The 18,010-nt window shown below is 62.9% G+C and carries 15 protein-coding genes; 5 read left to right on the top strand and 10 right to left on the bottom strand.

Going from position 1 to position 18,010, the window contains the following annotated elements; all coding sequences use genetic code 11:
* Positions 1–5: 5 nt before the first annotated feature.
* The gene (locus tag ACT01B_RS15530; RefSeq protein ID WP_445144137.1) at positions 6–614 is read left to right on the top strand and encodes a c-type cytochrome; all 609 of its coding nucleotides are present in this window, start codon (positions 6–8) and stop codon (positions 612–614) included.
* A 51-nt stretch (positions 615–665) separates the two neighbouring features.
* Here the strand turns inward: ACT01B_RS15530 and ACT01B_RS15525 are convergent, their stop codons facing one another.
* From ACT01B_RS15525 to ACT01B_RS15500, 6 genes are all read right to left on the bottom strand, one after another.
* Positions 666–1,307, bottom strand: a complete 642-nt coding sequence (locus tag ACT01B_RS15525; RefSeq protein ID WP_445144136.1) for an NAD(P)-dependent oxidoreductase — start codon at positions 1,305–1,307, stop codon at positions 666–668.
* A 169-nt stretch (positions 1,308–1,476) separates the two neighbouring features.
* A complete protein-coding gene (locus ACT01B_RS15520; RefSeq protein WP_445144135.1) occupies positions 1,477–2,595 on the bottom strand; it encodes a calcium:proton antiporter in 1,119 nt (372 codons plus the stop codon).
* Between the two features lie 80 nt (positions 2,596–2,675).
* Complete coding sequence (locus tag ACT01B_RS15515; protein ID WP_445144134.1) at positions 2,676–3,605, bottom strand: DMT family transporter; 930 nt, start codon at positions 3,603–3,605, stop codon at positions 2,676–2,678.
* Positions 3,606–3,689: 84 nt separating this feature from the next.
* Positions 3,690–5,849, bottom strand: coding sequence for an AsmA family protein (locus ACT01B_RS15510; RefSeq protein ID WP_445144133.1), 2,160 nt, complete (start codon positions 5,847–5,849; stop codon positions 3,690–3,692).
* 115 nt (positions 5,850–5,964) lie between these two features.
* Positions 5,965–6,909 (bottom strand): peptidylprolyl isomerase, encoded by a 945-nt coding sequence (locus ACT01B_RS15505; RefSeq protein WP_445144132.1) that lies wholly within the window; start codon positions 6,907–6,909, stop codon positions 5,965–5,967.
* Positions 6,910–6,986: 77 nt separating this feature from the next.
* On the bottom strand, positions 6,987–7,451 hold the full coding sequence (locus tag ACT01B_RS15500; protein ID WP_445144131.1) for a nuclear transport factor 2 family protein: 465 nt from the start codon (positions 7,449–7,451) through the stop codon (positions 6,987–6,989).
* A gap of 131 nt (positions 7,452–7,582) precedes the next feature.
* On the opposite strand from ACT01B_RS15500, the gene ACT01B_RS15495 reads away from it, so the two are divergent.
* Entirely contained in the window at positions 7,583–8,413 is an 831-nt protein-coding gene (locus ACT01B_RS15495) for a plasmid replication/partition related protein (protein ID WP_445144130.1), read from the top strand.
* Positions 8,414–8,628: 215 nt separating this feature from the next.
* Here the strand turns inward: ACT01B_RS15495 and ACT01B_RS15490 are convergent, their stop codons facing one another.
* Complete coding sequence (locus ACT01B_RS15490; protein ID WP_445144129.1) at positions 8,629–10,959, bottom strand: alpha-amylase family glycosyl hydrolase; 2,331 nt, start codon at positions 10,957–10,959, stop codon at positions 8,629–8,631.
* A 107-nt stretch (positions 10,960–11,066) separates the two neighbouring features.
* The gene (locus ACT01B_RS15485) at positions 11,067–11,999 is read right to left on the bottom strand and encodes a hypothetical protein (RefSeq protein WP_445144128.1); all 933 of its coding nucleotides are present in this window, start codon (positions 11,997–11,999) and stop codon (positions 11,067–11,069) included.
* 135 nt (positions 12,000–12,134) lie between these two features.
* Between ACT01B_RS15485 and ACT01B_RS15480 the strand changes: the two genes are divergently transcribed.
* The 3 genes from ACT01B_RS15480 (at position 12,135) to ACT01B_RS15470 (ending at position 15,190) form a co-directional block, all read left to right on the top strand.
* Positions 12,135–13,784, top strand: a complete 1,650-nt coding sequence (locus ACT01B_RS15480) for a M20/M25/M40 family metallo-hydrolase (RefSeq protein WP_445144127.1) — start codon at positions 12,135–12,137, stop codon at positions 13,782–13,784.
* A 315-nt stretch (positions 13,785–14,099) separates the two neighbouring features.
* The gene (locus ACT01B_RS15475) at positions 14,100–14,531 is read left to right on the top strand and encodes a hypothetical protein (protein ID WP_445144126.1); all 432 of its coding nucleotides are present in this window, start codon (positions 14,100–14,102) and stop codon (positions 14,529–14,531) included.
* Positions 14,532–14,716: 185 nt separating this feature from the next.
* Positions 14,717–15,190, top strand: coding sequence for a hypothetical protein (locus tag ACT01B_RS15470; protein WP_445144125.1), 474 nt, complete (start codon positions 14,717–14,719; stop codon positions 15,188–15,190).
* Here ACT01B_RS15470 and ACT01B_RS15465 read toward each other — a convergent pair.
* Positions 15,187–15,777 (bottom strand): lipid-binding SYLF domain-containing protein, encoded by a 591-nt coding sequence (locus ACT01B_RS15465; RefSeq protein ID WP_445144124.1) that lies wholly within the window; start codon positions 15,775–15,777, stop codon positions 15,187–15,189. The two genes, ACT01B_RS15470 and ACT01B_RS15465, sit on opposite strands and share 4 nt — an antisense overlap.
* A 297-nt stretch (positions 15,778–16,074) precedes the next feature.
* Complete coding sequence (asnB, locus tag ACT01B_RS15460; protein ID WP_445144123.1) at positions 16,075–17,955, bottom strand: asparagine synthase (glutamine-hydrolyzing); 1,881 nt, start codon at positions 17,953–17,955, stop codon at positions 16,075–16,077.
* Positions 17,956–18,010: the final 55 nt, after the last annotated feature.

Raw genomic sequence — 18,010 nt, 5'->3', positions numbered from 1 at the left:
TCACCATGCTGCTGTTGACGCTGGTTTTACTGGCGGCGACTTCGGCCGTCTTTGTCTGGTCAGGCGTTTATGAAATCGGAGCAGATCGCCCGCACTGGGCGCTGACGGAGCAGGCCATTTCGTCTTTGCGTGATCGTTCCATCGAACGTCAGGCCCGTGGCATCACCGTTCCCGATCTCGAAGATCCGCAGCGTATTCGTCGCGGCGCGGAGCACTATGCGGAAATGTGCGCGGCCTGCCATCTGACACCGGGGATGCGTGAAACCGAGCTTCGCACGGGTCTTTACCCGCAGCCGCCGGATCTATCGAAGCACGGCGTGCACGATGCGGCCGAGGCGTTCTGGGTAATCAAGCACGGCGTCAAGCTCACCGCCATGCCGGCCTGGGGACTTAGCCACGATGACGCGGCGATCTGGGACATGGTGGCCTTCGTGCGCAAGCTGCCGACCTTGGATGAGGCCACGTTCGAGACGATGGCAGGTGTGCCTGTCAATAACGGTCATGGCGGTCACGAGCACCACCATCATGACGAGGCAGGTGCGCAGGACCAGCATGAGGGAAATGCGAGCCACGACGGCGATGACCATGATCACGACGATCATGGTTCGCACTAATTAGGCGGTATGCGAAATGGCGGACGGCATCCGGCCGTCCGCCATGCAGGATCAGTAGGCGAACGTAATCCGCTGGCACCGCGCGTCGTTCTTTTCCACGCGATCCAGCAGGGCAGCCGCAAAGTCGGGCAGGCTGATGTGGCTCTTGCCGTCGGCATCGACCAGCAGCTGGTCACCGCCCACGCGGTACCTGCCCGTGCGCGCCCCGTCTTCGAGCAAGGCCGCTGGACTGATATACGTCCATTCAACCTTGGACGTACTGGTGCGAAACACATCCAATGCTTTGGCCTGGACAAGGGCTTCGGCTTTCCACGCATCAGGAAAATGTGGATCGTCGACGACGCGAACACCTGGCGCGGTTTCCAGCGAGCCGGCGCCGCCCACCCACACGAGACGCTTCACGCCCGTTTGCGGCAGGTTGTCCAGCAGCGTCGTGGCGGTGGCGGGAATGCTGTCGTGGGTGCCGTCACGACGCGCGGAGAGGCTGGCGATGACAACATCGGCGCCACCTACCGCGTCCTGCCAGCTTGCCGGACGTGTCGCGTCGCCGGTAACGACCTTGATGTGTGCATGGCTGGCCGACAGGCGCGACGGATCGCGCGCGATGGCCGTTACCTGGTGGCCACGCGAGAGGGCTTCATCGAGGATGGCATGGCCGACGTGGCCGGTGGCGCCGAACAGGACAATCTTCATGGAACGTGCTCTCCGGGGAATGGAAATTCATGTGGCTGAAGAGGATGACGGCTGGTCCGTGAAATGCTCGCCAGCGCCATCGATAAATGCATCAGAGGGATTTGACTGGAGAGTTTGAGTCGCCTGTGAGGTGGTCATGGCGAACGAAGTCGATCTCAATCCGCAACAGCTATCCCTGGAAGATGAAAAACAGATACGCCACGAACAGCATCAAGTGCACGGCACCCTGCAAGACGTTGGTGTGACCGCTCGAAAAGGTCACCAGGCACAAGGCGAGCGTCAGCATGAAAAGCAGCAGGTCGGTGTGCTCGAGCCCAAGCACGATGGGATGCTGGGTCACATGGCTGATCAACAGGATCAGCGGAATGGTGAGCCCGATCGTCGACAGCACCGAGCCCAGGAAAATATTCACCGAGCGCTGCATGTGATTGGCGCGGGCCGCGCGTACCGCACCGATCGCTTCGGGAGTCGCTACCAGGACCGCCATGGTCAGGCCGGCGAAGGCTGCTGGCCACTTCATGGTTTCAACGACGTAATCCACCGGTTGCGCCAGCTTCTCGGCGAGAAACACGACCTGGGCCATGTAGACCACGAGCAGCACGACATGCGCCAGCAGTCGCGTGGGCGACCCGTGATCATCGACCGAGTGCTGGTCTTCGCCTTGCGCAGAGCCTGCGAAGTACGCGCGGTGCCGCCTCGTCTGCAAGGCCAGGAAGGCGACATACAGACCCACGGAGATGATCGCGATGAACGCCTCCTGCGCGAAGGACAGGCTCGGCCCCGCCGTGGTCACGGTAAAGTTCGGCAAGACCAGGGCCAGCACGCCGAGCGGAATCACTACGCCCAGGTAGGCGTTGGCGCCCTGCAGGTTGTAGTGTTGCTCACGGTGCCGCCATCCGCCGATCAGCAAGGACAATCCGACCATGCCGTTGAGGATGATCATGGTGACGGCGAACAGGGTGTCGCGTGCGAGCGTCGGGTTGTTCTCGCCATGCAACATGATGGCGGTGATGCTGATGACCTCGATGGAGGTGATCGACAGCGTCAGGATCAGCGTGCCATAGGGCTCGCCCAGCCGCTCACCGAGCTGGTCTGCATGACGCACGACCGCCAGGGCCGCACCGAGGATGACGAAGAACAACCAGGCGAAGGCAAGGCCGAGCTGCAGCGGTTGATCCAGCCTTCCCAGCGGCCGGTCGCCGAAAATGAGGAATACCACGCAAGTGGCCACGCTCAGGACCAGAAACCACTCGACCCTGAAGACCGACGGCACGCTACTGAGCCTCATCCTAGCCACCCCGCCAAGGTCGAAGAACCGGTACGCTCGTTCCGGCGTACTTTAGCCGCACTTGCGCGCGCTTGGGGCGCCTATTCGACGATGCTGTGGCTTTCCGACGTGCCCAACAGCTCGGGCTGCGACGGTGCAGCCTGCTGGCGACTGAGCAGCGGATAGACGAAGACGGCCGCCAGGATCACGGCGACGCCCGCGTAGAACCAGCTGTCCAGTTGGCGCTGCTCACCGAGCAGGACGATGGCCAGCAGGATGGCGTAAACGGGTTCGAGGTTGGTCACCATCTGGGTGCCGAAGGCACTCATATGGCGTAGAGCGACCAGCGCCAGCGCGAACGGCAGCAGGGTGCAGCCGAACGATAGCAGCACCAGCAAGCTTGCGTCATGCAGGCCTGGCAGCACGAAGGCGGGGCCTACGTGCGGCAGCAACGGTGCCAGCAAGGTGAGGAATACCGTACCCGTACCCAGCTCGATGCAGGTCACCGTAAGCGGGTCGCCATGCTCCACCAGTCGCTTATTGAACGAGCCGAACAGCGCCACCAGCAGCGCCGACACCGCGCCAACGGCGATACCCAGGCGCATCGCCACGGGAACGCCGCCCACCACCATCGCCACGCCGGGCACGACCGCGATACCGATCAGCAACTCGCGTGGATCGAACTTGCGGCGTGCGATCCACGGTTCGACCAGGGAGAGAAAGACCGGCCCCAGCGCAATGCACGTGGCTGCCACCGACGCGTTCGCGAGTTTGATCGCGGCGTAGAACGTCAACCAATGCAGGGACACCAGCACACCAATGCCGGCGTAGGCCCAGCGTAGCCTGGCTGGCATCGCCTTCAGGCCGCGCCAAACGCTCGGAAACAGGAACAGCGCCGCCACCACCAACAGCATGCGCCACCACACCAAGGGTAATGCAGGCAAGGTAATCAATTTGCCGAGAATGGCCGTGAAGCCCCACAACAGGACGCAGAAATGAATCTGCCAGCGGGCCTTGGTAACGGGTTGCATGCATCGGTGCCGGCAGGGAGGGGACGTCGCATTCTAGCGGTCGCGCTGGTGCCGACGGGAGCAGGGCCTGTCTGGCATGCCTCGTCACTGCGAAGTGGCAGCCTTCGGTATTGGCGCGGCAGGTACCGGCTGGCTCTTGGACGGTCCGCGCATTTGCTTCAGGACGGTGGCGCAGGTATTGGGTTCGTCTTGTTCGCTGGTAGCCACCAAGGCCAGCAGCGCGGCCACGGGCGTCGCGAGCACGCCCAAAGCCACGGCGCCGCCGCCGCGCAGAATCAGCGGTCCCGGCTGTACGCCCACGTCAGGGTTCTTTAGGGTGCCTTTGACATACAGCGGTGAGCGCAATGAAAAAATGCGCATCCCTCTTGAGTCCGGCCGTACATCAAGGTCGAGGTGTTCATTGGCGAAATTGATGGTTCCGTCGATCTTGATCACGGCGTCCTCGGTATCGAAGACGAACAAGCGTGTCTGGAACAGGCCGTTGACGGCAGTGAGATCGGAGGCGGCACAGTTGATCTTTACCGTCTTGTCGCCGAACAGCTTGCCGATGACGATATTGCCCACGTTGAGGCCCGCGGTTTCCAGCAGCGTCTTGCTGATCGCGCCATCGTTCATCAGCAGTTTGACTTCACCCGTGGCCGTGCCGAGCAGTTCGCTAATGGAATTGCCGCGCGCGTCCAGCGCCGTGTCACCATTGATCTCGCCCAGGCTGGTGTGCATAGGCTCGAACGTCGGGAATAGTTGCTTGAGCTTGAGATGGCGTGCGTTGAGTTTGATGACGCCGCGCATGGGGGCCTTGCTGCCGTCCAGGCGCACGTCGCCATTGACCTTACCCCCGGCCAGGTCGAAGGCGAGCGGGTCCAGATGCATCACACCGTCATCCATCACGATATGCGTCGACACCGCATCGAGGGGAAGCGCGGCCTCGCGTGCGATGCGCGCTGCGCTAAAGGTCAGGTCGGCGTCCATGGCCTGCCAACGATCGGTGCGGAACGGTTCGACCGGCAACACCTTGTCGGTGGGTTGCAAGGTCGCGTCGCCGCGCTGCTGCTTCTCGGTATTGGAGTCCGCGCCGATCAGCGGCGCCAGGTCGACCAGCCGCACCAGTTGCGAAGTCATCTGGCCGCTGAGCTTGGGACGCGCACCGCCGGTGTCGAACACCACGCTGCCGGCGATATCACTGCCGCCAACCCTGCCGCGGAAATTCTCGTAGGAAAAATGACTGTCGCCGCGCTGCAGGCGCGCACTCAAATGCCCTTCGGTGGCATACGGTGGCGTGTCGGGCAGGGTCACGCCGGTTAGCGGATAAAGCTTGGCCATGCTGCTGCCGGAGAACCACAGGCGTACGTCCAGCCCGGCCAGGTGTAGCGGATCGGTGAGGGTGCCGACCAGGGCGATGTGGTTGTCGCCAATGTGCATGTCGGCCTGGACGGGAAATGGCTGATCGGTCTGCTCCAACGCCAGCACGGCGCCCGTCTTGCCGCTGCCTTGCGCAGGCGCGCCCTGGTAGTGCCCATTCGCCTGCCAGGCGAACTGATAGGTAGCCTGTGTGTGGATAGGCTGCGCGGTGCTGTCAGTGGCGGCTTTGGCGAGCTCCTTGCGGGTCGCCTCGCCTAGCTTCTTGCTGGCCTGCTCGCGAGCGTCAGCTGACTGTTGCGCGACGATCTCATCGTACGGGATCGCCCGTTGGAGCGGTTCCACGGCGATCTGCAACTCGGCCTTGTTGATGGCATCGTCCAGGCTGATGTGTCCGCGATCGAAGCCGACGGCATGCAGGTTCAGTCTCCACGCCGACGGCGCTGCGGCGGATGCAAGGTTGATATCCCAGCTGGCCCGCCCTTGCGCATCGCGCTCAAGGTCGATGGTCGGCCGGGTCAGGAACACGACCGGGATATCGATGCGATGCACGATCAACGGCAGCGGCGCCACGCGGAAGCGCAGCGCATCGAACTGGGCGAAGTTCGATTGCTTCGCCCAGGCAGGGTTGGCAATGGTGATGTTCTGGGCCACGAACTGTGGCCATGGCACCAGCGCGGCCAAACCGCCTTCCTCGGTATCGCGCCGCCAGTGCACGCTCAGATCGCCATGGATCGCAAAGGGGCGTCCGATGGCCTGGCTGACCTGCGCGTTGATGGTGGGCTTGAGCCGATTCCAGTCAAACGTGGCAATCACAACGAGCAGCACGACAATGAGCGCCAACAGCACGCCGACGATCCAGGACAGCACCTTCCAGCCACGCCGCATCCCGCACTCCCGCCATGCTTGAGCACGGCCTTGATTCTCTGCTCGCATCGTGGCGATGGAGGTATGAAGAAGGCGTCGTTATGGGCTCGTGGCGCTTAGGCGGTATTCACCCTCGTCAACGCGACGCGCTGGCCTCGCGCACCGGGATGCTGATGCTGCACAGGTCGACCTTGCCCGCCGGGAACTGGTAGAAGTCGTCGTGGCGATTGCGCTTGGCCTCGACCAGCGCGGCGAAGGTGGGGCTGTCCGTACGCAGTACTTCGAGCTTGCTGCGTTGCGCTGCAGGCACGTCGGACATCAGTCGGGCCGAGCTGATCGTCACGTGCTGCGACGGCTGCTCGTAGAAACCCAGCGGGCCAGTGCCACGCGGCAGGCCGGACAAATACTCCATCCCTTGCAGCACACGCCCGACCACCGCGAGGTTGCGGTCCAGTCCACGCGGTGCGTGGCCGATCACGGCATACAGTTCGCTACCGCTGCCACTCTGCGGATCGTTGTCGCGTCCCACGCCCACCATGCCGTAGCAGTGGGTAAGCCACTCCTGTCCGGTCGCCTTGTTGCGCGCCACTGGGAAGCCTTCGGAGAAACCCACTTCCGGCGCATACACATCGCCGTCGGGCAGGGCGGTGAAGGGCAGCCTGGCATCGATGCTGCGCGTGTATTCGGGCGGCAACGTGGGCTTGGCCGAGCCCATCGACTTGAGCTTGCTCTTGTCGCCGTTGTCGTCCGTGGCCGGATCGCCCCATTGGGTGACGAAATTGTCGTGCACGCGAACAATGGCGAGCTGGTCGTAGTAATGCTCGTGCGCCATGGTGCGGATATTGGCCACATGCAGCGGCGTGAAATCCGGCGCCAGCTCGATCACCACCTTGCCTTGCGGCAGCTGCATCACCAGCAGGTTCTGGGGATCGGGCGCGCGCCACTCTTGCGGCTTCGACTTGGCCAGCAGTTCTTTCGTGGACGGTGTGTGCGCTGGCGTGGTGTCGTCCGCGGCGACGTCAGCGGCGAACGAGGCGATGGCAAGTGCAAGGGCGACGGCAAGACGTAGGCGCGGCAACATGAGATCCCCCGGGGTGGAAAGATCGCAAGTTAGCAGAGTCTGTTGCGCAAGACGTCCGGGCCTTTCGGCACGGCATTCTAGAAACCCAGGTCCGACAGCGATGGATGATCGTCGGGACGGCGCCCGTGCGGCCAGTGGTATTTCCTCGCGTCGTCCGCGATGGGGGCGTCGTTGATGCTGGCGATGCGTCGACTCATGAGTCCCGAGGGTTCGAATTCCCAGTTCTCGTTGCCGTAGCTGCGATACCACTGCCCGCTGTCGTCGTGCCACTCATAGGCGAAGCGAACGGCAATGCGGTTTTCGCGGAACGCCCAAAGCTCCTTGATGAGGCGATAGTCGAGCTCGCGTTGCCACTTGAGCGTGAGGAAGGCTTCGATGTTTTCGCGGCCTTGCAGGAACTGGTTGCGGTTGCGCCAGTGGCTGTCCGGTGTATACGCCTGCGCCACCTGCGATGGATTGCGGGTGTTCCATGCATCTTCCGCGAGGCGCACTTTCTGCGTGGCGGTTTCGAGCGTGAACGGAGGGAGTGGCGGACGGTTCATGGGCGTGCCTCTAGCTATGGGCTTGCCTAGGGCAAGGCCTGTGGAAGGTTGCCAGGACGAAGATCGTAGCAGCAATCCTCATCCGGCTTCTCTACAATGCCCGCCCCTTTTCGCTAGTCCAGATCGTATCCATGGATATCGTTGTCAACGAAGAACTTAAGGCCTATATCGACCCGCTGACGCCGGACGAGCACGAGGCGTTGGAGCGAAGCCTGCTTGCCGAAGGCTGCCGCGATGCGCTGGTGCTATGGGGCGACATCCTGGTGGATGGACATAACCGTTATGGCATTTGCCGCCAGCACGACCTGCCATTCCATACGGCGCAGAACACGCGGTTTCGGTCCCTGGACGACGTGCATTTGTGGATGATCGAGCAGCACCTCGGGCGCCGCAGCGTTTCCGACTTTCAGCGCGGTGTGCTGGCGTTGCGCAAGCGGGAGATCTTGGCGGAGCGCAGGGCGCGCATGCAGGAAACGGAAGCGTCGGCGAAACTGGCTGCCGAAGAAGCGTCAGGCCCAGTTGAGGGAGCAGCCCCGGACGCATCCACCGCTACGGCGGCACCGTCCGTGCCGTTGCCGAGCCGTCAGGCGATCGCCCGTGAGGCGCGCCTGAGCAACAGCCAGGTGGTGCTGATCGAGAAGATCCGGAAGCAGGCCGCGCCCGAGGTGGTGGCAGCGGTGAAGTCGGGCACGCTTTCGATCAATGCGGCGGCCGCAGTCGCGAGCCTTCCCGAGGAGGAGCAGCGAGCGGCGGCGATAGCCGGCAGCGACGAGTTGAAGCAAGCAGCCAAGCGCGTGCGCGATTCGCGTCGCAAGCCGAGCAAGGAGCCGGTGACCCTGGAACCGGTCGCGGAGCGCGAGGAGGGCGAGTTGGAAAGCCTGCGCCGGCGTGTTGCCGAGCTGACCTCCGAAAACGAGGCGTTGCGCAGGCAGTTATCGCTGCTGCAAGACAACGTCGATTGAACGGAAGGCGTGGAAGGGGCGGATGCTTTTCGGCGGGTCGCGCCAGGGAGCGGAGACGGGCGCGAAAGCAGCCTTCGAATAGCCCTCGAACCAAGGGCCAACAAATGTGCTGTCGAGCGCAATATATTGCGCTTCACAATGGTGTGGCGTAGCGGTGCGACCGGTCACGCACATCGCCGTCATCTCCGCCATGCGGAGATGACGGCTTGAACCGCTTACTTCGAGATCAGCAACAGCAAGGACTGGCCGCACTGACTATAAGTGGTGCCGGCACCGCCGATGACGGCCTCGTTGCCCGGCGTGACGAAGGTGTTCGAACCGTCATTCCAGTTGCATGTATCCGTGACGCGATACCAGCTCGTGCCTGAGGGCGGTGCCGGCAGCGTGAACGTGACACTGCCAGACCAGCCGTTATAGGCGATGTACATCGAGTTGCTGTCGCCAAGCGACGGCCCGTTGATGGTGTACGCCAGCGCATAATTGCTGGTGTTGTTCCAGTAGCTGCTGGTGGCGACGGCGCCGCTCGGTTGATACCACACTACCTGGCTGGTGCTGTACCAGGTCGCCGGGCGAAGGGCAGGGTGTGCCTTGCGGAACGCGATCAGCCGCTGGGCGAAGTTGTAGAAATTCGACTGGTCGGTGGTCCAGCTGTAGTTGAGCCAGTTCGCGCTCGAGTCGAGGTTGTAGGCGTTGTTGTTGCACTTGAGCGTGCGCAGATGTTCGTCACCGCCCTGCATCAACGGTGTGCCCGCGGAAAGCATTTCGAAGGCCATGCCCGTGCGCGCCGCACGCCGCTGGTCGAGCGCCGTACCCGTGCCGGCCGACATGCCCTGGTCCCAGCTGTAGTTCGTGCTGGTGCCACCATCGGAGGGGCCGTAGGGCCATGCCTGGCCGTTGCTGGCGCCGTTGCACGCATAGACGTCATTGAGCGTCATGCCGTCGTGCACATCGATGAAGTTCGTCGAGTTCCATGGCGAACGGCCACTGGCCTGAAACAGGTTGGACGAGCCGGAGAAGTTCGTCGCATCCTGGCCGATCGAGATCGTCATGTTGCCCAGTTCGTTTTGCGCCTGGCGGAAGCTGTCACGGAAGGCGCCGTTCCATTCCGACCAGCCCTGCGGAAAGCCGCCAAGCTGATAGGAATTACCGCCAATGGCCCAAGGCTCGGCGAACAGATCCAGGCCACTGCCGCCCGCCGCCGGACGCACGGTGAATTCGCGCAGGATGCGATTGATCGCCACCTTCGAATCCGCGGCGTCGAAGTTGTAGCCGCCGTTCGGGCAATTCGGCGCACCAGCCACCGCGCTGCCGTTCAAACAGCTATTGCCCAGCACCGAGGCGAGATCGAAGCGATAACCATCGACGCCCATCGTATTCGCCCAATAGGCGAGCGAATCGACGATCAGGTTCTGGGCGACGGTGTTGTACGTGTTGAAATTCGCGCCGACACCGGTGTTGTCGTAGAAATACTGGTTGCCCGAGGTGAGCTCGTAGTAAGTCGTATTGTCCAGGCCGCGCCACGAGTAGATGGTGGCCGTGGTGGGATCGCTGCTGGTCCAGGTGCCGCCTTCGGCCGTGTGGTTGTAGACCACGTCCATGTAGACCTTGATGCCGGCATTGTGGAACGCCTGCACCATCGCCTGGAACTCCGCCGTGGGGCCGCCAGGCGCCTTGTTATACGCGTAGTGGCGATCGGGGGCGAAGTAGTCCTCGGTCATATAGCCCCAGTAATTCTGCTTCGCGTCCGAATTGGCGACCACGTCGTTCGCGTCATTCTGGGTTTCCTGCACCGGCAGGAACTCCACCGCGGTGACGCCAAGGCTGGCCAGATAGCTCGCCTTGAGTCCGGCACCGTAATACGTGCCCTGATACGCGGTCGGGACGCTCGGGTCCTGCCTGGTGAAGCCGCGCACGTTCACCTCGTAGATGACGTCGTCCTTTTGCGCGCGGGTCGGCTTGGTGCCGGTGCTCTGTCCACTGGGTGCCAGCACGATGCCCTTGGGAGCGTAGGTACCGCTATCGATATTGCGATAGCTGGCGCCGGAGGCGAACACATTGCCGTTCTGGTTCGAGGTGTTGAGCGAGTCCTGACTGACTTCCAGCGCGTAAGGATCCAGCAGCAGCTTGTTCGGATTGAAGCGATTGCCGTTGGCGTCGACATCCGAGCTGAAGCCGGCCTGGGAGCCTTTGCCCCAGCTCGCGTTGTACGGCCAATTCGGGCCCCAGGCGCGATAGCCGTAGTAAACCGATCCGGTGATTCCGGCGGCCTGGATGGCGGACACCGGCACGGTTACGGACCAAACCCCGTTGCCGGTCGGGCTCAGCACATAGGTCGTCGACTCCTGCGCGCCGTAACCGCTCGCATAGAGGTAAAGCACAATGCGCGTGGCTTGCGAGGAATAGACCTGGAAGGTAACGCTGGTTTTCTGCGCGTTATAACTGGCGCCAAGGCCCATGCTGTTGATGGCCGCGTGTGCGGGCATCATCGGCGCGATGGCGAGGCTCGCGCATACCAGTAAGGCGGCGAGTATCTTCGAGCACTTCATGCGGGTCTGCCTCCATCCTGCTTCGTTGATGATCAGGTGCCACAGAGTCGACGTGAGGGTGCGCTGTCCATGGCGCGAGGGTGTTGGGTGCAACGACGTGCCGTCGTCTACGCGATATCAAAGGCCGGCTTCCATGGAGCGCTGCCTGATCGGGATTCGGCCGGGCAGCGAGGCGTGGCTCGCATCGTAGGAAGCATCGCAATGCAGCAACCAGCGTCTGCATACGTATTCATTGAGCCGTCGGTCACATGGCGAGCTTGACCGTCGCCGACCGGCCCGGTCCGCGGGTTGGCGAATGGCCGGCTCTGCGAGCCACCCGATCGGCAGCTCGTGGGGACGCAAGCGGCACTGAGCCTGGTGGCGGCTCGGCGTTGAACGGCGATGGAGGCCGTCGCGCGGTCGATCAGCGCCTTCTCGATGTCTGCCCAACGCTTGCGTTGGCTGCCATGCTTACTCAGCTCTGCGGCCGTGTAGCCGGTTGGCGCAAGGTTCTCTGCATAAATGATCATCACTTCGTGCCGCTTTTGCGAGTCGGGCAGGTGCACCAATCGCACATACATGCCGTCGGTTGGCAGCTGGTAGCCCCTCGCGCGGATCAGCTCATGTTCGTGCTCGGAATCGGAGCCCGGCGACACGGGTTCGTTTTTTCCTGCCACCCATGTGTCGAGATAGAAATCGATGCCGCCGACGGTGATATGCCGTGAGGCTCCATAGTCGTGGTGCAGCTCGGGCCGCTCGGGCACATAGGCCTCGAACTGTATCCAGTAAAGCCGCTTGACGACGCGACTCGGATCCGACTCCACGAAAAGATGCATTTCGCAGTCATCGTAGCCACCGAGAATCCACCGGTCTGCGCCGAGGTATTGGGCCGCTTCCGGTACGCGAATGCTGATCTTGGGCAGTTGCTGTGAACTGACGGTATGGCCGACAACCGTTCGCTCTGGCTCCATGGCGTGAGCCAGGAGCAGGGTGGTTGCCAGCGCCAATGCCATGCCGAGCTTCCACATGATGCGCCCCACGATCGATGGACGTAGCCGCAAGATACCTCGTGGGGCCATCGAAACCTATGGCAAAGGCCGCATCGGCCGGGCCTCGTTTGCCCCAGCGGCGCAGGCATGGCAACCTCGGTAACCCGCTTTCTGGACATCTGGACGTCCGCGTACCCTGGAGAGAACATGCCCCGCACCTTCCTCGCCATCGCGCTTGCCGCGAGCATTTCCGCCACGGCGTTGGCTGCCGCGCCAACGAGCGAGCAAGCCGGCCTCGCGCAGATTCGCGAGACCGACTTGCGCGCCGATATAGGCTTCCTCGCCTCGGACGCCTTGCAGGGGCGGCTCTCGCTTCAGCCCGGTGACGATGTCGCAGCACAGTGGGTGGCTTCGGAATTCGCCAAGGCAGGGCTCAAGCCCATTGCCAGCGATGCCCAGGGTCACCCCAGCTACTTGCAGGCGGTGCCGCTGACCGAATACCGGCCCGATGCACAGGCCACCCGGCTTGCGCTCAAGCGCCAGGGTAAAAGCACCGAGTGGAAGGCCCCTGACGTTTCGGGCGCGTTTCCCGAAGACCGCGATGTCGACGCGCCGGTGGTGTTCGCCGGCTACGGCATCACCGCGCCGGAACTCAACTACGACGACTACGCCGGCCTCGACGTGAAGGGCAAGGTGGTCGTGGTATTCGACCACGAGCCGCAGGAAACCAACCCCACGTCAATCTTCAACGGCACTGGCAATACCCGCTACGCCACCGGCTATGTGAAAGTGCTCAATGCGCAGGACCACGGCGCCGTCGCCGTCCTGATCGCGCCCGAGCCCAGCCACAACCACCCTTCAGCGCAGGAGGTTCGTGCGCGCATTGGGCATCAGGCGGAGCACGCGGCCAACCCGATCCCGGCCCAGGCGCTGGCCGACAATCCGCTGCACATTCCGAGCATGTTGATTTCCGCCGACGTCTCCGCCCAGCTGCTGGCGAGCAGTGGCAGTACGCCGGCTGCGCTGCAAAATGCCATCGACAGGGATCTCAAATCGCATTCGCTGGCGCTGCCGGATACGGCGATCAGTCTCCATCTGCACAACAGCTCGCGGCGCGCAGCGGTGGCCTGGAACGCGGTCGGCTTGATCGAGGGTAGCGATCCGAAACTGGCACCTGAAACCATCATCATCAGTGCCCATCACGATCACGATGGCGAAAGCGGCGGGAAGATCTGGCACGGTGCCGACGACAACGCTTCGGGTACGGTCGGTGTGGTGACCCTGGCCCGTGCTTTCGCCGCGAATCCGGTCAAGCCGAAACGCTCGATGCTGTTCGTGGTATTCGCCGCCGAAGAACGCGGACTGCTCGGCGCCTACTATCTCGCAGCGCATCCGCTGCGTCCGTTGGATACCACGCGCGCCATGATCAATTTCGACATGATCGGTCGCGACGAGAAGCCCAGCCCGCAGACGGAGGGCTTGATCCAGGTGCCCGCCGATACCAGCAACCGGCTCAACCTGATCGGCGCCGCTTACAGTCCCGACTACCAGCGCACCGTGGCCAAGCAGAACGAGCAGGTGGGCCTGGTGCTGGACGATCGCTTTGACCACGAATACGCACTCAACGTGTTCTTCCGTTCCGACCAGTTTCCGTTCGTGCTGCACAACGTGCCGGCATTCTGGTGGTTCACCGGCTTCCATCCGGACTATCACCATCCCAGCGATACCGCCGACAAGATTGACTATCGGAAGATGGCGAAGATTCTCAAACTCGCTTATCTCAGTGCATGGCAATTCGCCGACGGGTCGACGCCGCCGCGCTTCGTATCCCATCCCAGTGGCCAGCAAACCCATTAAGCGGCCCATCCCGGTCAGCCGGGGTGCGATGACGATCGCGCCCCGGCGATACCGCAGCTTGCCATTGAGTCGGGATCCTTCGTTTCGTGAAGGTGGATCCGTGCGACCACATGCGGACTGACTTTCCCTAGTACTTGTTTTGCCTTGGTGGGCGTGCCACCCGGCTCCGCTGTTGCGGAGCGGCTGACTGCGGGTGTACGTTGCTGCGGCAATCTCTTCGTTTGGTGTAGCCCGCCCCGCTTGAGAGTGACACCGGCGCTCCCTGGTCGTCGTTCGTCCCGGACTTCTGGCACACGAGTTCACGAGGAGAATTCCATGCATCGTTTGATCAGCAGGTGTCTGTTTATCGGCCTCGCCCTGGCCGCTCCGATGGTGATGGCACAGAGTGGCGCGGCGGCGAAGGAGCCCGGCCGCGCGGTTATTTCGCTCTATCGTGTTGCGCCTGGCAAGCACGCGGCGTTCCTCAAATGGATGGCCGATCGGGACGCCATCGATCAGCAGCTTGGTCTGCCACGCGCGCAGTGGTACGGGCACTTTCAGGGCGATTCCTGGGACTACATCGCCATCGCCCCTAATTTGACTGATGCGCAACAGAGGAAAGAGGACGACGCTGCCAAGGCCAAGGGGCTGGCCATCGGCCTGAAGGCTTCCCTGGAGTTTCGTGAATTCATCGCCTCGCATACGGACACCGTCTCGATAGGGCCAATGACGGCCAGCGACCTGGCCGCCCGAGCGAACAATCCCTGACGTGCACGGTGTGGTTGGGGAGGGCTCGACCCTCCCCACGCATCGGCGACTCGCCCTAGGCCGATGACGCGTAGCCTGTCCTCGGCAGCAGGGCGGGCATGAGGCCGCCAGACAGCACGCCGTTGGCGACGTGGTGACCTGCCTGTGAAAGACTTGCCGTTGACGCTCCCCGCTTCAGGCCCACCATGGCAACCCGAAAGCCCTTTCCCCATGCAGACTTTCTCAGCCAACTGGAGCAGCTCAGCCAGTCCCGTCCGTCGCTGCCGGATCCGCCGCTGTCCCCGCTATTGAGCGGCATACTCCTGGCGTCTGACGCCAGGGGAGAGCTGACGAACGCCGCCGGCCACCTGATCCAGTTGCTAAAGGCGCAGCAGGCGGTGTTGCAGGCCGCGTTCGATACCGAACTGGCAGCCGATGAGCTGCGTCGTTACCAGAAGTTCGCCAAGCCCGGTCAACCCTCTCCACACATTGTCCAGCTCAGGCAGCGGCAGGCCGCTGCTCGACAGGCTTCCAGCCTGTCGAGGCAGGCGTTCATCAAGGCCGCCGCGGCGTTCGTTCGGGAAGCCGACATCGAGGTTCCGCCGCGCGTGGCGCTAGAAGCATTCGTCACCAGCTGGATCGAAGCGAATATTCCCGCCGGATCACCCCCCGGAGACTAGTTTCCGATCCGGGTGATTTTCTGGCCTTGCACGCCGGCGCCGCCCATAAGCCCGCGTTGCCCGAAGATGAAGACGTACACATCCGAGCTAAGCGTCTGGGTCGTCGCTGACTTGGCCATGCCCTGGTCCATCACGACGATGCTCGGTCCCACGCCCACGGACCAGCCATCGCTCTTGTCGAGATAGGCGACCGCTTCGTTCGTGGTGAAAAACATGACCTGGGCGAACGACTGCGCGCCCGCCTGAAATCCAAACGATGCCGCCGACAGGTTGAACTTGCCGACCACCTTGCCACGCTCGATCAAGACCCCGTCGCCGCCTTGTCCGCCGACCATGAAACCCGCCTTGAGGATGTTCGGGAAGACCAGAATGGCCTTGGATTTACCGGCGAACTCCTTGGCCTTTGGCTCCGATGCATACAGGGAATTTAGCGCTGCAAAACTGTCGTTCCTCAGTTTCGCGTCTTTCGCCTGGTCCTTGGACGAAGACGGGGGATCAGCGGGAAACGGAGCTGCCTGGATTGAGGAGGAGGCCACCACCATGAGCAGGATAGGGACGATTGCAGCAAATCTCATTGGCTTGAACATGGCGTTGACTTCCTCTGGAGAGAGATCGGTGAAGGAGCATGGCAAGCTGACGATGGATCATTGGCCGCTATTGGATGGCGCATGCCTTCATGCGCAAATCGCCTGGGTCGGATACGAGCCGACCGGGCACGCGCATGCCAGCACGCCTCGCTACAAAGTAGAAACCCGTGGAGTCCCGAGCACCAGCGAAAAAGTACCGGCCGGCACTACGTAGTTTTGCGGATACAGGGCGCCATCAGCGTGTGCCGATGAACGGAGCCTGCGTTGCTGGTCGCTTTCGGAGCGAAGGGCGGGTGGTCAGACACTCATCAGCAGTTGTTCGGGCGGGACGTGTACCTCGTCGCCTGCCGTTGCACGCGTACGCGCAAGCCACTCCAGCCATTCGCTGAGCACGATGAGGGTCCAGATCGCGCGCGAGTGGTCGTTGGAACGCAGGCAATGTTCCGTCATCAGCTCTTGTGCGGCTTCGGTGACAATGCCGGCACCAGCGAGCGCCCGGCTGGCGAGCCGTGACCTCGCCCAGTTGTACAAGGGGCCGCGCAGCCATTGCGCCAGGGGCACGGAAAGGCCTCGCTTGCGCCGGGTCACCACGGAGCGGGGCAGGTAGCGCTGGGCATAGTCCTTGAGGAACACCTTGGTGGTGAGGCCGTGAACGCGCGCCTCCAGCGGCAACGTGGCGGCAAACTCGATCACCGTCTGATCGAGAAATGGTGCCCTGATCTCCACGCCATGACACATGCCGCCGCGGTCCGCCTTGGCCATCAAGGCATCGGGCAGCGAATGTCCGAAGTCATAAGCCTGGAGGGCATCGACCACGGCGCCAAGGTCGTGATCGGTGAAGTCGACCGGTGGCTCGACGCCAAGGCGTCGCAGCCATTCGGGTGAGATGCTCGCGGTCCACAGCAGGTGGCGGGTCAGTCCGTCGAGTTCCTGGCCGCGCACAAAACGCTTGAGCAGAAAAGAGACGGTGACCTTCTTGTCGCTGACCGGGAGTCGCTCGACGAGGCGCCGGATGCCTGACCGCAGGACAGCGGGAAGCTGCGCGTAGCGTCCCGCCAGGTGCGCACCCAGGTAAGTGGGGTAACCGCCGAATAGCTCATCCGCACCCTCGCCGGCGAGCAGGACGCGTACATCCTGGGAGGCGCGTCGGGTCACCAGTGCCAGCGGCAGCCAGGCCGGATCGGCAAGTGGCTCACCCGTCGTCGAGACCAGTTGGCGGATGCCGTCCGGAATGTCGTGCGGGGAAACGGTTACCGGAACGAAGTCGCAACCGAGATGGGCGGCCATTTGCGCGGCATGGCCGCCCTCGTCGAACGATGCCTCGGCGAATCGGATGCAGTAGGCGGAGAGTTTCTTGTCCGGGCGCAAGCTGCGCGCAACGGCCGTCATCAGGGCAGAGTCCACCCCGCCGCTCAGCAGCACGCCGTAGTCGACATCGATATCACTCTGTCGCTGCACGGCATGGCGGAAGATCTGGTCGAAAGCGTCCTTGCTTGGCGTGGACTGCTTGGCGATGCCTATCGGCGACGTCCAGTAACGCACATATCGCGTACCGGCCGGTTCGATGACGATCATTTCACCGGGGCGGACCTTGCGATGATCTTCCAGCAGGCTGCGCGGCGATGGGCAGTATCCCGAGCGCAGATAGTGGGCCAGCGAGGCGGGATCAAGCTGCGCGCTGGAGCCTTGAGCCGCCACCAGGGCTGATAGCTCCGAGGCGAAATACACCGCATTGTCGGAGGTCGCGTAGTAGAGGTGACGTTCGCCAGCGCGGTCCCTCGCCAGAATGAGCCGTTGATTGCGCGCATCCCACAGGGCGATGGCGAATACCCCTTGCAAGTGCTCGAGAAAGTCGAGCCCCTTCTCGAGATAGAGCGGCGCAATGACGGCAACATCCGTGCTCTGCGGGATGACGTGTCCGCTTTGCTCGAGCATGTGCCGCAGCTCGCGGTGGTTGTCGATCTCGCCGTTGCAGGCAACGACGATACCGTCCTGATGCTCGATCAAGGGCGGCTGTTGCTGGTCAACCCCACGGATCGCCAGGCGATTGACGGCCATGACGATGTCGCGACTCGAGAACGTCGCGTTTCCGTTGGGCCCACGATGCGCCATGGTCCGGAGCATGGCGTCGGTCTGCAGCTCCATGGTTGCAGACGATTCGCCCGTGTTCCGATTCAAGATGCCGCCGATTCCGCACATCGTTGCAAGTTCCCGAGCAGTAAGGTGAAGCGCA

It is taken from the genome of Dyella sp. Tek66A03 (genome assembly GCF_052567735.1).
Note: the sequence above shows the minus strand (reverse complement) of the source record. Positions and strands in the feature narration are given on the sequence as shown.

What these genes read in the sequence shown, in the direction of transcription:
- ACT01B_RS15480 (WP_445144127.1), top strand. Translation starts at nt 12,135, where the DNA reads ATGCCCCGCACCTTCCTCGCCATCGCGCTTGCCGCGAGCATTTCCGCC.
- ACT01B_RS15500 (WP_445144131.1), bottom strand. Translation starts at nt 7,451, where the DNA reads ATGAACCGTCCGCCACTCCCTCCGTTCACGCTCGAAACCGCCACGCAG.
- ACT01B_RS15470 (WP_445144125.1), top strand. Translation starts at nt 14,717, where the DNA reads ATGGCAACCCGAAAGCCCTTTCCCCATGCAGACTTTCTCAGCCAACTG.
- ACT01B_RS15530 (WP_445144137.1), top strand. Translation starts at nt 6, where the DNA reads ATGCTGCTGTTGACGCTGGTTTTACTGGCGGCGACTTCGGCCGTCTTT.
- ACT01B_RS15515 (WP_445144134.1), bottom strand. Translation starts at nt 3,605, where the DNA reads ATGCAACCCGTTACCAAGGCCCGCTGGCAGATTCATTTCTGCGTCCTG.
- ACT01B_RS15510 (WP_445144133.1), bottom strand. Translation starts at nt 5,849, where the DNA reads ATGCGGCGTGGCTGGAAGGTGCTGTCCTGGATCGTCGGCGTGCTGTTG.
- ACT01B_RS15475 (WP_445144126.1), top strand. Translation starts at nt 14,100, where the DNA reads ATGCATCGTTTGATCAGCAGGTGTCTGTTTATCGGCCTCGCCCTGGCC.
- ACT01B_RS15465 (WP_445144124.1), bottom strand. Translation starts at nt 15,777, where the DNA reads ATGTTCAAGCCAATGAGATTTGCTGCAATCGTCCCTATCCTGCTCATG.
- ACT01B_RS15505 (WP_445144132.1), bottom strand. Translation starts at nt 6,909, where the DNA reads ATGTTGCCGCGCCTACGTCTTGCCGTCGCCCTTGCACTTGCCATCGCC.
- ACT01B_RS15490 (WP_445144129.1), bottom strand. Translation starts at nt 10,959, where the DNA reads ATGAAGTGCTCGAAGATACTCGCCGCCTTACTGGTATGCGCGAGCCTC.
- ACT01B_RS15495 (WP_445144130.1), top strand. Translation starts at nt 7,583, where the DNA reads ATGGATATCGTTGTCAACGAAGAACTTAAGGCCTATATCGACCCGCTG.
- ACT01B_RS15525 (WP_445144136.1), bottom strand. Translation starts at nt 1,307, where the DNA reads ATGAAGATTGTCCTGTTCGGCGCCACCGGCCACGTCGGCCATGCCATC.
- ACT01B_RS15520 (WP_445144135.1), bottom strand. Translation starts at nt 2,595, where the DNA reads ATGAGGCTCAGTAGCGTGCCGTCGGTCTTCAGGGTCGAGTGGTTTCTG.